The following is a 13,321-nucleotide window of genomic DNA, read 5'->3' as shown; positions in this document are numbered from 1 at the left end:
GATCCGCGGCTTTACTTGCCGCGGCCTCATTGAAGCAGGCGTTCCGCAAGGCCACCGGGTGGACAAACACCAGATCCGCGGCTTTACTTGCCGCGGCCTCTTTACACAAAAAGGCAACGGCTGCCGAGGGAGGGGTCACCTCGGAATGCCCCTAGCGGACATGCCCCATTTGCTCAGCCGTTGCCGGGAAGATCATAGAAGTCTTTCACAGACACGTAAAGCGCGCGGGCTTTCGGAGGGCCGTGACCCTTGCGGCAACAGTGGCCGGTTGCACGAGAATGGCTCGAAAGCCTGCGCGCGCAGGGCGCTTTCAACGCGGCCTGCAAAAAGACGGCTTCCGGGGGGCCGCCATCAAACCCCCGCAGCTCAAGGCTGGTTCGGCGAATATGGCTCGGAGGCCGCCAGGGTCATGTTTGCACGTAAAACGCTTCTCTGTCCAGAGGAGCGCGCAAGGCGCGCATCATATCAACACAGCCGCTACATGCACAGCGTCATGTGGGCCGCAAAGGGGCGGGCACACCCTCGTGACCTTCTCGGGTCACCTCCCGTTAGCACGGCCGCAATTGCGACTATAACGGGCATGCGCAAAAAGGCAATCTGCCCATGTCAAAGATGTGCTCCCGGAGGGCCGCCACCCCCTCTTGGCAACAAGGCCAGCTTGGCGAACATGGCTCGGGAGCGCGATTTATCCTATTTCAACATGAGGTGTATCAGCAAGCCGATGACACATTTCTGGCGGGCGTGACTGGTGGGATGTGGGTGATTTACGACACGCACCTGCGCACGGCCTGCGCCGCGGGGCGCTGAAAACAGATACGGTATCCTATTGTGCTGAGCACCCTTTCCTCCTGACGTTACGGGCGTGCTTTCCCCCTGCGTGCCCAGCGCGCTCAAGCGTTCAGCTCCTGGCGTGGGACGGGTGTAACGGCATTTGTGCAAGAGCGCGGCAGGAAGCTCATGAAAGGGTTTCTGGAAAAGTGATGGCTGAGCATTGCTTTGCAGGCATAAAAAGATGAAGGCCGGCTGTAGGTGTTCACCGGCCTACTGCCTGTAGAGTTGCTGCCCTCACCACCGGGTCTTCCCTACAAGCACCGTCAATATATTGGAAATGGGCCGCCTGCTCAAGATCAGCCGCAATGCGGATGAGATCGCCCAGGGCCTGTGCGGGTTGATATCATGCAATCATTCCCTCGTGACGGGGCCGAGGCGGATATGGCGATGCCGCCTCAGGGATCGGGAGGGCATCATGATGGCCACGAACATGCCACTGCAGCGGCGGGTTGTGCTTGGGCTGCTCATCGGCGCTTTGTCAGCCATGCCTATAATGGGCATGGGGCGGGCGGCGGCGTTTGAGCTGACAAGCCCGGATGTCGGGCGCTGGCTGAACAAGACGCAGGAATATCGCGGCTATTGCTGTACGGGGCAAAATGTTTCGCCGGCGCTGTCCTGGTCCGGGGAGCCGGCGGGCACGAAAAGTTTTGCCTTGACGGTTTTCGATCCGGATGCGCCTACGGGACATGGCTGGTGGCACTGGATCGTGGTGAACCTGCCTGCGGATGTGCACGCATTGCCCAGCGGCGCGTCCGGGCGGGCAATGCCTGCCGGGGCGGTGGAAACGCGCACGGATTTTGGCCATGCCGGATATGGCGGGCCCTGTCCGCCCTTAGGCGACAAGCCACACCGCTATGTCTTCACCATACATGCGCTGGATGTCACACGGCTTGATGTGCGGCCAGACATGGCGCCCGAACAGGTGATCTCCCTGATCAGGGCGCATACGCTCGCTCAAGCCGCATTCACGGCGCTTTACAAGCGATGAAAAGAAAGGCCCTGTTTTTGGATGGGAAGCTTGCCTCTTCAGGCTGAATGTGCGGAAAACCACACCTCTTTCGCCTGTTTCTGTTTGGCAGGCATTGCCTGGTTCTTCACCCTGGTGTTCAGGCTCCTCTGCCCTGATCCTTGTCACTGGCGCCATGGGCGATGCGGGCGATTTCCTCGCGCACCAGGCGCTCGACAAGGGCGGGCAGGTGGGTATTGAGCCAGTCCCGCAACATGGGGCGCAAGGCCTTCAGGACTAGGGCCTGGATCTCCTCCTCATCAAGAGCGGCAAGCATCTTTTGGCCCAGGTTCGCCGAGGTGTTTCCGTTCTGCGCATGACCGCGGCGCAGGCGGTCGAATGCGGCGCGGGCTCGCTGTGCGGTTTCAGTGTTCAGCAGCCGGGCGTCATCATCCGGAGCAGGGGGCTCTTCATCCAGGTGCGCGTTTGAAGCGGCTTCGGGCGCCTTTCGTGGTTTGGAGAATGTGCGCCATGAATCATCGGCTGCCTCGGTTGCGGAAGATGCAAAGGACGAGCGCGGCCGGGATGAGGCGTGGCCTGCCGGTTTCGCAGCAGGGTTCATGCATGCATCCGATTTTCCCGCCATGTCTGCCCGCATGGGGCGGGTGCTCCTTGCGGAGGGAGCGGCCTTGATCTTGCCGGAGAGTATGTCGGCGATGCCGCCTTTGGGAGAAGCATAACCGCTTTTTCCGGTCATGGATGCGGTCGAAGAACGGGAAGGAGCAAAGGGCGCGGTTTGTGACGAGAGGGTGTTTGCCCCTTGCAGAGATGCCTTGGCGGTTGGCGGGATGGTGTCAGCTGGAGAGGCGGCAAAATTCTCCTGATCGTCACGTTCAGAATTCTGGGCTTCATTGGCAGGAGCCTGGCCCGACGGGGCATGGATTTCGTCGGCGTTGTCGGGTTCTGCCGTGACCAAATCCTGCAGGCTTTCATCGAGCAGCGCTTCCAGCGCCAGAGGTTCGGCCAGCAAATCTTCAGCGCCTACAGGCGTGTGTTCTGTGGCGGAGGCGGGGGCAGGCTGGCGTGCCTGCGGGATTGTAGCTGGTTCATCCGTCTCTGCCACGGGGGTGCTGAGGCCGTTTGCGGACATGGGCTCATTTTCAGCGGATTCGGCAGGCGTGTTGTGTTCTGTTTGGTTCTCTTCCGGCAGGCTGGCGGCATTGAGCCCCGCCACCTGCAGCGCCGTTTCCTGATGGATGGCGTCACGAATGGCGGCCAGCATGGCCTCCATGGTCCGCCTGTCTTCCTGTCGGGTCATGGGGTCTTCCGCCGTGTTTGCTCGCTCTTTGCTGCCGGATTCTCGTGTGCCGCGAATCAGCACATCCTGACCGACCTTCCAAAGACAGCATGGCGGAAAGTGGCGTTTTGGACAATCTCCCTGATTCGGGTTGCACACATCTTCTGCACAGGAAAGCTGTCGGGATGGCGCATGGGACGCGTCTGCCATCGTTCGGAACGGGAAAACCGCAAAAAGCCCGAGCCGGGCCAAAGCATACGGCCCCAGAGACAGGGCCGTGCCAAGAAAGCCCTGATCAGGCCGAAAGCAATTCGGCAACGTTCCTGATCGTAAAAAGATGGACGGGTTTTTCAGCGCCTGGTGCCGAAGAGCTTGTTTTTCACGGCGCGATAATGCTCGGTCGGATCATAGGCGGCCACGGACAGCCCGAGGCGCGTTGCGGTGAGCTCGCCGATGGCGGCCAGCAGCCCGTAGGCGGCCTTGATCTTTTCGGCACGGGCGGTGACCAGCGCCACCTGGGCGTCGAGCAGGGCCTGGCGGGCATTGAGCACGTCCAGCGTGGTGCGCGAACCCACCTTGTATTCCTGGCGCACGCCATCCAGGGCCGCTCTGGCTGCGCGCACCTGGGCGGAGGCGGCGGCGATCACCTGACGGGCGGCAATCAGACCGCTCCATGCCGCCGCCACCTGCTTGCGCACGGTTAAGCGGGCGCTGGAGACGCCAAGGCGGGCGGCTTCGGCATTGTGCCGGGCTTCACGCACGGAAGCGTGCACCATGCCGCCCTGATAGATGGGAATGGTCAGCGTGCCCATGATGCGGGCATCGCGCGTGCGACTCACGGGCGAGCCTTCCCGCTTGTCGCGCTTGGCGGTGAGCGATGCGGTCACGGACAGTTGCGGCAGAAGGTCGCCAAAGGCCACCTTGACGCCATGTTCGGCCGCCGTGGCCTGGTAGGCGGCGGCAAGAATGGCGGGATTGAGCCGTTCAGCGCGGACAAGCGCATCCCGCAGGCTGCGCGGCAGCGGCGGCAAGCGGCGCGGAAAGCGCAAAGCGCCGGGCTTGTGGCCGACAACGCGCTCGTAAGCTGCCATGGAGGCGGCCAGCTGGGCGCGCGCCTGGGCATAGTCGGAGCGGGCCTTGGCCAGCGCGGCCTTGGCCTGTTCCACGTCCGTCTTGGTGATCTCTCCCACCTTGAAGCGGGCGCGCGTGGCCTTGAGCTGTTCGCGAAGCACGTCGATGTTGCGCCGGCGCAACCGGACGATCTCGCGATCACGCACCACGTCCATGTAGGCATTCACGGCATCGAGCAGCACCTGCTGCTCCACGGCGAGAAGGTTCTGCCGGCCCGCCTTGACCGCCGCCTTGGCCTGACGCACGCTTTCCACCGTCTTGAAACCGTTGAAAAGAGGCTGGGTGAGGCTGATGGTGACGCTTTCGGAATCATAATTCACGCCCTTGCCGACGATGGGCTGGGAGCGGTTGGAATGGGTGTGGCCCACGGTGGCATTGGCGTTGACCGAAACCTGCGGGCGCCAGCCGGATTTGGCCTTGGCCACGCCTTCGTCCGTGGCGCGCAGGCGCGCCCGCTCTGCGGCGATATCGGGATTGTTCATGTAGGCGCTTGAGAGCGCACGCATCAGGCTTTCGGCAGATGCTTGTGTCGCCGATCCCAGAAGCAGCATTGCCGAAAGGGCAACGGCAAGCACTGTGCCTGTACCATGAGGGGCGGGTTTCTTCCTTATCCGGACATCAGAAGAACGGATGTTGTCCGCCGTCATTCTTCGCCTCCCAGCAGGCACCATTTCAAGCCCCCGTAACGTGTGGATGATCCATCCAAGGCCCAGAAGACATTGCTGCGAACAAACAGACGGGGCAAACGCTTGCGACACCGCCTCTTCATCGCATGCATGCGATGAAGGCGATCATATCACGTTCAGGACAGTTTCAGCTCCCCCGAATCTGATTGATCCGACATTAGCTTCATCGAGGCGGCGTGTCACCTCCTTACGGGGGCCTCTTCCGCTTTTTGGCGCGCCTGTGGCCTTCATGCAGCGCCATTCTCCAAACGGTGAAATCGGCATAGAGGCAAAAATGATTGTCAAGTCTGCCGGCTTGGCTTATATCAGAGCCGCAAGCCCACGATGATTTGAGGCCTCGTGGCGGAGTGGTGACGCAGCGGACTGCAAATCCGTTTACCCCGGTTCGATTCCGGGCGAGGCCTCCATCCCGACCAATACATCACGCGATACGAGATCGTGATTGTCCTCATCACCCCATAAATCAGTCCAACATTGGCCGAGGAAATTCAGCAAGCGTGCTGTTGCCGCCAAATCGGCCGTGAAAAAGACTTTCCATGAGTTGGGAGGTGTTTGTTTAACTCATTGATATACAACAATAAAACGTCATTGCCGGGCCCAAACCTGTCCCGGGTTTGAACCGGGATCCCGGCAATCCAGGGCCACGGACGATGCGGTCTAGGTGGGCCATGGCGTTCACCAGCAGGCTTGATTTGCGTCCTATGAAAATAAAATGCCGCAACGGGATTTCATCCCGTTCCGGAACGTTTAACGGGGTATGTTACCCCGCCAGCTGTGCCTAAAGGGGAGGTAGAAAACCCCGCCGAAACGTTCCGGAAGGATATAAAATATCCTTCCGGCAGTAGCACTGTTCACCTCCATCCAGATGCAGGCGGATGCTTACTATCAAAAATCACTCATGGCGCATCCGCTGATGAATGCTTTTTGGCCACAGCAGAAGATGATTGCCCCTAGGCCATGGCGGCCAGCCGGGCGCGGGCTTCTTCCAGCTTCTCGCGGCGGGTCTGCATTTCGGCCAAGCGCTGGCGGGTTTGTTCCACAACCTCGGGCTTGGCCTTGGTGAGGAAGTTTTCGTTGGACAGGCGCCCTTCCAGCGAACGGATTTCCTTCTCCGCTGCCGCCAGTTCCTTCTCCAGGCGCTTGATCTCGGCATCGAGGTCGATGACCCCCTCCAGCGGCAGGGCGATGATGGCCTCGGCCAGAACGATCTGCGCCGCTTTCGGCGGCACCTCATCGGCCAGCGTGATGTCAGAGAGGCGCGCAAGGCGCATGATCTCCGTCTTCCATTCCTTCAGGCGCCGGCGCGATTCCTCATCGGCGCTGACCAGCACCGCCGGAATCTGCGCCCCGGCAGGCACGTTCATCTCCGAGCGGGTGGAGCGCACTTCGCGGATGAAGGTGATGACCCAGTTCAGTTCCTCAGCCGCAGCCTCGTCGATGAGCGCCTCGTTCACCTCCGGCCAGGGCTGAAGCATCAGGAAGCCCTCGCCCCCGGTGCGCTGCCACAGTTCCTCGGTGATGAAGGGCATGAAGGGATGCAAAAGCTTTAGGATGATATCGCGTATCCAGCCGGCAGTCTGGTGCGTCTCTTCCTGGGCGGCCGCGTCGCCCTCGCGCAGCACGGGCTTGATGAGCTCCAGGTACCAGTCGCAGAAGACATCCCAGGTGAAGCGATAGATGGCGGCGGCGGCGTCGTTGAAGCGATAATCCTCAAGTGATTGCGTGACTTCGCGCGCGGTCTTCACCGCCTCGCCGATGATCCAGCGGTTCAGCGACAGCCGTGCGCCGGCGGGGTCGAAGGTCTCATAGCGCCCGATCTCGTTCATCTCCAGGAAGCGCACGGCGTTCCACAGCTTGGTGCCGAAATTGCGGTAGCCCTCCACGCGGGATTCGGAGAGGCGGATGTCGCGGCCCATCACCGCCATGATGGCCAGCGTGAAGCGCAGGGCATCGGCGCCGTATTTCTCGATGAGATCGAGTGGATCGATGACGTTGCCCTTGGACTTGGACATCTTCTGCCCGTGCTCATCGCGCACGAGCGCATGGATATAGACGTCATGGAAGGGCACGTCGTGCATGAAGTGCAGGCCCATCATCATCATCCGGGCCACCCAGAAGAAGATGATGTCAAAGCCGGTGATCAGCACCGAGGTGGGATAGTAGCGCTTCAGTTCCGGCGTCTCGTCCGGCCAGCCAAGCGTGGAGAAGGGCCAGAGCGCGGAAGAGAACCAGGTGTCGAGCACGTCCGGGTCGCGCTCAAGCGTCACCGGCTCGCCGTAGTGTTTTTTCGCCTGCTTGAGCGCCTCTTCCTCCGTCTCGGCGACGAAAATCTTGCCGTCCGGGCCATACCAGGCGGGGATGCGATGACCCCACCACAGCTGGCGCGAAATGCACCAGGGCTGGATGTTGCGCAGCCACTCGAAGTAGGTCTTCGTCCAGTTGGCGGGGAAGAACTTGGTGTCGCCGCGCTCCACCACGCGCAGGGCCCCGGCGGCCAATGCTGCGGCATCCACGAACCACTGCTCGGTGAGGCGCGGCTCCACCGGCACGCCGCCGCGGTCGCCATAGGGCACCATGTGCACATGATCCTCGACCTTTTCCAGGAGGCCGAGCTTCTCCATGCGCTCGACGATTTTCTTGCGCGCGTCGAAGCGATCGAGCCCGTGGTAGGAGAGCGTTTCTTCAATCTCCGGGGTCATTTCCAGCCCGGCGAGGAAGTCGGCATTGTCCTTGAGATCCATGTGCGCCGTTTCGTCCATGACGCTGATCATGGGAAGGCCATGGCGCTTGCCGACCTCGAAGTCGTCAAAGTCATGCGCGGGCGTGATCTTCACCGCGCCGGAGCCGGTTTCCGGATCGGCGTGCTCATCGGCCACGATGGGAATGCGCCGGCCCACGAGCGGCAGGATCACGTGCTTGCCAATGAGGTCCTGATAGCGCGGATCGTCCGGATGCACGGCCACGGCGGTGTCGCCTAGCATGGTCTCCGGGCGGGTGGTGGCGACAACGATATAGCGGCCTTCCTCACCTTCCACGGGATAGCGGAAATGCCACAGGTGGCCTTTCGTCTCTTTCGGCACCACCTCCAGGTCGGAGATGGCGGTGCGCAGTTTCGGATCCCAGTTGACCAGCCGCTTGTCCTTGTAGATGAGGCCCTCCTTCCACAGGGTGACGAAGACCTTGAGCACCGCGCGGGAAAGCCCCTCGTCCATGGTGAAGCGCAGGCGCGACCAGTCGCAGGAGGCGCCCAGGCGTTTGAGCTGGTTGATGATGGTGTTGCCGGACTGCTCCTTCCAGGCCCAGACCTCCTCAAGGAACTTCTCGCGGCCCATCTCCCAGCGGGTGGGCTTGCCCTCCGCGGCCAGCTTGCGCTCCACCACCATCTGGGTGGCAATGCCGGCGTGATCCGTGCCCGGCTGCCAGAGCACGTCCTTGCCGCGCATGCGCTCAAAACGCACGAGGATGTCCTGCAGCGTGTTGTTGAGCGCATGGCCCATGTGCAGCGAGCCCGTCACGTTGGGCGGCGGGATGACGATGCAGAACGGCTCGCCCTTGCCGGAGGGCTGAAAAGCCCCGGCCTTTTCCCATGCTTCATACAGGCGCTGCTCGACGGTCTTCGGGTCGAAATGCTTTTCCAGCATCGGCAATCCTTGAGGTTGCTGGGATGAATGGCGAAAGAGGGCCCCTTGGTTTTAAGGCCGCGGCCCGGAATTGCCCCGTATAAACACCAGCTCACCGTTCTGCGCAAGAGCGGGAAGGGCGTGTTCTGAGGTGGTAATGTGGGCAGAAGCATTCAGCAAACAGTGTTTCGTGCTTGCGGCAAACGATATTTCCGTGTTCCATGCCGGTTGGAATGGGCCTGCGGCCGGCGGGTTCGCCGGGATAATGCAAGCGTGGCATGAAACGGAAGTGAATCAATCAGGCAAGCACGGGAGGTATGAGACCATGAAAGGCCTGAAGAACTTGACACTGACGGCGGCCCTGATCACGGGGCTTGCCGCATCGGCTTCAGCTATGGCCATGGAGGTGAAAATCGGCTTCCTCGGGGGCTTTACCGGGCCGATTGAGAGCATGGTGCCGCCGATCGCCAAGGGAGCGAAGCTGGCGATCGAGGGCGTGAACGAAAGCGGTGGTGTGCTCAATGGCATGAAGATCGAGATGCCCACGGGCGATACCACCTGTGCGGATGCCACCAAGGCCGCCGATGCCGCCGACCGTCTGGTGAACAGCGAGAAGGTGCTGGCCATTGTCGGCGCGCTGTGCTCGGGCGCGACGATCTCGGCAGCCAACAATGCGGCCATTCCCGGCGGGGTGGTGATGATCTCGCCGGCGTCCACCTCTCCGGCGCTGACGACGCTGAAGGACAACGACCTTGTGTTCCGTACGGTGCCCTCGGATGCCTATCAGGGGCAGATGATGGCCAAGCTTTTGAAGGACAAGGGCTTTAAGTCCGTCGCCATCACCTATGTGAACAACGATTACGGCAAGGGGTTTGCCGAGGCGCTGGCGAATGCGTTCAAGAAGCAGGGCGGCACGGTGGCGGCCATGGAGCCGCATGAGGACGGCAAGGCCGACTATCGTGCGGAAATCGGCAACCTCGAGTCATCGGGGGCGGACATTCTCGTCATTCTCGCCTATGCCAACGGCTCGGGGCAGACCATTCTGCGCCAGGCCCTGGAGAGCGGCGGGTTTTAGAAGTTTGCCCTTGGTGACGGCATGGTTTCCGATGCCCTGATCAAGGCCATCGGCGCCGATTCGCTGAAAGGGGTGATTGCTACCCGTCCCGGCGCGCCGAAGGCGGCGGGGGCGGACCGCTTTGCCGAGATTGCCAGGAAGGCGGGGCTGGATCCCAAGGCGATCTTTGCCGCGCAGGCCTATGATGCGGCCATGCTGCTTGCGCTTGCCATTGAAAAGAACGGCAAGGCGGAGCGGGCCGGCCTGAACAAGGCCCTGCGCGCGGTGGCCACGGCGCCGGGCGAGGTGATCCTGCCGGGCGAATTCGCCAAGGCCAAGAAGCTTCTGGCCGCGGGCAAGGACATCAATTACGAGGGCGCGGCCGGCTCGCATGAGTTTGACGCCAATGGCGACGTGCCGGGCGTGATCGAGCAGCTGACGGTGAAGGACGGCAAGTGGACGGTGCTTGGCGTCATCAAGTGATCTTGAAACGAATCGCCTGTGTTCACGGCTTTCAACGGCGGATCTGCTGCACAGGCGATTAATACCAGCGGGCGGAAAGGAGGGGCTTTGCGGCCTGAGCCTTTCCGCCCGTTTCTTTTTGGGGTGTGCAGGAAAAGCGCTGATAGGCTTGGCTGATCGCCCAGACCAATGCCCTTTACCCTTTACCCTTTACCCTTTACCCTTTTAGCGGGGCGGTGTTCTGCGCATGCGGGCTGGCTGTGCGCCGGAGCGTGACAGACCGCTCCATGCCATCAGGCGCGGGCAACAGCGGTTGAGACGGCGGAACATCCAGACCTCGAAGCGGCGGCGCAGGCGGCGCACGGCGGGTATGTCATAGGACAAAACGGCGATGCCCAGCGGAATCATCCAGAAGCCAAGAACGGGCAGGAAGCCGAAAAAACCAAGGATAATCAGCAGCACGCCGATAATAATGCGCCCGATGCGGGAAGCCGGCATGCAAATGCGCCATTTGCCTATGGAAATGTGTTTCATGTGACCGTTTTTTCTTGATGCATCAATGCATTGCCGCACAGGTTTCACGATGCGCGCCAAAATTCGGCGGGATCATGCGGTGCAGGCGATTGCGAAAAGGTGGCGCGGATGCACGCAAAAGGCAAGGAGATGGAAAGAATTTCATGTTTCATTTGCAGGCGAATGGCCGTAAGCGCCATTATCACTGGCCGCAAGGCGCTTTTAGGGCGAAAGCCCTTTGACAAGGCGCGGGCATTCGCTTATATGCACCTGCGCAGAGAGCAGCACCGCCGGTTATGGTGGCTGCGCCTGGTGTTCCCCGGTAGCTCAGTTGGTAGAGCAAGCGGCTGTTAACCGCTGGGTCGCTGGTTCGAGTCCGGCCCGGGGAGCCATCTTCTTCTCCCTTTCCCTTCCTTTTCCTCCCCACATTCGCATTGGTGACAAAGCGCTTCCTTGCGCCATTCCTTCATCGTCAAAGCGCGCATGGGGCTGGTGAAGGCATCGTCAAGGCGGCTGCCCCTGGCGTTTCTTTCCTCCTTGGCGTGTCGTTTTGTCTGGCAGGGGCGGGCAACAACATCATGCGCGTGTGGTCCGACCCCCTCCCGGCGCTTCGCGCCGACCTCCCCCTATCAGGGGGAGGATGAGGGCATGCACCCTTTCTGTCCGCCGCTTGCGTGTCTTTGCGGTTCTTTCCTCGATGTTGCCTTGGTGCGCGCAGTTGTCAGGACTTCATTAACCCTTCCTTCAATTTCCGGCGATGCTTGACGGCCCGTTAAGGGCGGGGCGGTCACTCTCGCGGCAGGTGACAACGGCTGATCCCCTCAAAAAGATTGCATGGAGATCGCACAGGCACTTGGGGAGCATTGGGACGATGAAACAGGGTGTGATCATGCGCAACGTTCTGCCGCTGATGCTGGCAGGTGGCGCCTGTATGCTTCTCGGCCTTGGGGCCTCTTTTCCGGTCATGGCGCAAAACGGCGGCATGCGGCCGGTGGCGGCGCTGAAGATCCTGGTGGAGGCGCGGGAGCTCAATGCGCGCTGCGGTTTCGTGCCCGAGGCCAAGGATGAGCTTGCCGATTATGCCGCCAAGGCCGAGGTGGCCGCAGCGGAGCGCGAAGGCATTGAAGCGGTGCGCAAGGCACTGGATGAAGGCCGCAAGGAGGCAAAAGCACAGGCCTGTTCCGCGGAAAGCAAGGATTTCGTCCTTGCCGCTCTTGATGCGGCGCGCGAGGCCATGCGTCAGGCACGGGCCCTGTATGGCATGCCCCGGGACAAGGGCGAACAGACCGCGCAGGAGGGGGCCTCTGTGCCGAAGCGTGAGCAGCATGCCGCTTCTTCCGTTTCCGCACGAAACAGGGCGGAGGATGCGGTCGCCGCTTCTACGGAGCAGCGGAGTCAGGTCGCTGCTGTAATGCCGCGACTGCGCCCGGGCAGGGCAGGGGATGACCTGCCCGCGCTTGAGCGCAAGCGGGAGCGGGCGCACAGGCACGGGCCGAAAATGCTGCGGCCGGCAAGGCGGGACATGGCCGGGAACAGAAAGCCCGCGGCATCAAAACCTGAGAAGCGCACGGCTGCGGCAAAAACGGCAGCGCGCAAGGAGTCTTCCGCCAGGGCGGGTGCGGTGAAAACGCTGGAGCGGCGCTATGTGACGCTGGCCGGCACCTATTATCTCGATTTGCGCTGCAAGCGGCTGCCTTATCCTGTGGCGCTGTCGCTCTATAAGCGGGTGAAGGCCCTGCATTACCGCCTGCTCAAGGAGGGCGGGCCGCAGGCGATCCTGCGGGCCAAGGCGGCAGCCAAGGCGCGCGCGGCCATGCGCACCTGCCGGACGCTGAAGGTGGCGGAACGGTAAGACCTGCGGCCTAAGGAAACCCGTCATTGCAGCATGTTTTATTGCGGCCGGAATGCGCTGGCGTTCCGGCCGTTCACACTCCACAACATATATGTCGTCATACCGTAGATCAGCCGGAAACTTAAAGCCACAAATGCATGCGTTTGCGGCACGAGACCTCAGGCTTTCGCCCACTATCGTCCAATTAAATTACTCTGTGCGTTGCGAAGGATTTTCGCTATGAAGAGCGTGATTAATCACATACAGCACAAATATTTTTGTCTAGGCATTCTTTCCCCCTTTGTCCAAACTTGGGAGATAGCTAATTTATCTTTGAATATCAATTACTTACGTCATGCCCGGGCATGTCCCGGGCATCCAGGGGCGATTCACGCATTCGGTGATGGCAGTTAGGAACGGTTCTTCCGGGCTCAGGGTTTGCCGCCGGAAGGATATTTTATATCCTTCCGGAACATTTCGGCGGGGTTTTTTCCCCCGCCTTTAGACACAGATGGCGGGGTAACATACCCCGCCAAAACGTTCCGGAACGGGATGAAATCCCGTTCCGGCATTTTTTCTATACGGCTCAAATCAAGCTTTCTGGTGAGCACCATCGCCCACCAAAAACGCCTCATTCCTGGCCCTGGATTGCCGGGACACGTGTTCAGCCCGGGGACATAGCTGACAGGTGTTCGGGGACATGGTTGACACTATACGCACCGCGAACAGGGCAATCGGAGAGGTGCGTGATGGGATGGCAGGAGGTGTCGATCATGGACCAACGCCGGGAATTCGTCATGTTTGCCCGCCGGGAGGGGGCGAACATCAGCGCGCTGTGCCGTCGCTATGGCATCAGCCGCACCACGGGCTACAAATGGCTGCATCGCGCGGCGGAAAACGAAGCGGAAGACTTTCGCGACCGCTCGCGCCGGCCCTTGCGTTCGCCTTCG

Annotated in this window: 7 protein-coding genes, 2 tRNA genes and 1 pseudogene; 6 read left to right on the top strand and 4 right to left on the bottom strand. The window is 61.3% G+C overall.

What is annotated here, in order from left to right:
* The first annotated feature begins 1,246 nt into the window (after positions 1-1,246).
* The gene (locus tag EK16_RS00920; protein WP_231573553.1) at positions 1,247-1,819 is read left to right on the top strand and encodes a YbhB/YbcL family Raf kinase inhibitor-like protein; all 573 of its coding nucleotides are present in this window, start codon (positions 1,247-1,249) and stop codon (positions 1,817-1,819) included.
* A gap of 118 nt (positions 1,820-1,937) precedes the next feature.
* Here the strand turns inward: EK16_RS00920 and EK16_RS00915 are convergent, their stop codons facing one another.
* Entirely contained in the window at positions 1,938-3,326 is a 1,389-nt protein-coding gene (locus EK16_RS00915; protein ID WP_156098410.1) for a DUF2497 domain-containing protein, read from the bottom strand.
* A gap of 98 nt (positions 3,327-3,424) precedes the next feature.
* On the bottom strand, positions 3,425-4,711 hold the full coding sequence (locus EK16_RS00910) for a TolC family outer membrane protein (RefSeq protein WP_197059562.1): 1,287 nt from the start codon (positions 4,709-4,711) through the stop codon (positions 3,425-3,427).
* 513 nt (positions 4,712-5,224) lie between these two features.
* On the opposite strand from EK16_RS00910, the gene EK16_RS00905 reads away from it, so the two are divergent.
* Positions 5,225-5,298: transfer RNA gene (locus tag EK16_RS00905), tRNA-Cys, on the top strand.
* A 543-nt stretch (positions 5,299-5,841) separates the two neighbouring features.
* On the opposite strand, the gene EK16_RS00900 is transcribed toward EK16_RS00905, so the two are convergent.
* Entirely contained in the window at positions 5,842-8,532 is a 2,691-nt protein-coding gene (locus EK16_RS00900) for a valine--tRNA ligase (protein WP_038033729.1), read from the bottom strand.
* 304 nt (positions 8,533-8,836) lie between these two features.
* On the opposite strand from EK16_RS00900, the pseudogene EK16_RS00895 reads away from it, so the two are divergent.
* Positions 8,837-10,048 (top strand): annotated as a pseudogene (locus EK16_RS00895) (ABC transporter substrate-binding protein).
* A gap of 204 nt (positions 10,049-10,252) precedes the next feature.
* Here the strand turns inward: EK16_RS00895 and EK16_RS00890 are convergent.
* On the bottom strand, positions 10,253-10,561 hold the full coding sequence (locus EK16_RS00890; protein ID WP_231573552.1) for a hypothetical protein: 309 nt from the start codon (positions 10,559-10,561) through the stop codon (positions 10,253-10,255).
* A 295-nt stretch (positions 10,562-10,856) separates the two neighbouring features.
* Between EK16_RS00890 and EK16_RS00885 the strand changes: the two genes are divergently transcribed.
* The 3 genes from EK16_RS00885 to EK16_RS11795 form a co-directional block, all read left to right on the top strand.
* A tRNA-Asn gene (locus EK16_RS00885) sits at positions 10,857-10,932 on the top strand.
* A gap of 479 nt (positions 10,933-11,411) precedes the next feature.
* Complete coding sequence (locus EK16_RS00880) at positions 11,412-12,392, top strand: hypothetical protein (protein ID WP_038033728.1); 981 nt, start codon at positions 11,412-11,414, stop codon at positions 12,390-12,392.
* Between the two features lie 728 nt (positions 12,393-13,120).
* The coding region (locus EK16_RS11795) for a helix-turn-helix domain-containing protein (RefSeq protein ID WP_156098409.1) at positions 13,121-13,321 on the top strand (201 nt) is incomplete at its 3' end.

The sequence above is a fragment of the Thermopetrobacter sp. TC1 genome (assembly GCF_000746275.1).
In the GTDB taxonomy this organism is placed as follows: domain Bacteria; phylum Pseudomonadota; class Alphaproteobacteria; order Rhizobiales; family Aestuariivirgaceae; genus Thermopetrobacter.
Note: the sequence above shows the minus strand (reverse complement) of the source record. Positions and strands in the feature narration are given on the sequence as shown.